Source organism: Cytobacillus oceanisediminis 2691 (assembly GCF_007678455.1).
Taxonomy (GTDB): Bacteria; Bacillota; Bacilli; order Bacillales; family Cytobacillaceae; genus Mesobacillus; species Mesobacillus oceanisediminis_A.
Map to the genome: position 1 here is coordinate 1 of NZ_VEEP01000153.1, position 293 is coordinate 293.

The 293-nt window shown below is 48.8% G+C and carries 1 protein-coding gene; it reads right to left on the bottom strand.

Annotation, left to right across the window (positions count from 1 at the left end; translation table 11 throughout):
- Positions 1-92: 92 nt before the first annotated feature.
- On the bottom strand, positions 93-293 hold a 201-nt coding region (locus FS736_RS23620), incomplete at its 5' end, for a hypothetical protein (RefSeq protein ID WP_260983698.1).

The window sequence follows — 293 nt, forward strand, 5'->3', positions numbered from 1 at the left end:
GTGGGGGCATGAGAGCTGAGGGGAAATAGAGCAGTGGGGGATATTTTGGATGGAGGGGACATAGGTGTTTTGAAAGTGGTGAGGAAGGAAGTTTAGTTTGTGTTGGTTGCGTTGAAGTGGGATAGGTTGATGAGGAAGGGGGTGGAGTTTAAGGAAGGATTGAGTGGATAGATATGGGTGGAGTAGAGCGGGGGTGGGGTGAGAATGTGGTAGTGAATGGATATGTTGTTCAATTTTGAAGAAAAGGGGAGGATCGTGAAGGTGGTTGACGATTTGGTTGGGGGAGTGGAAGG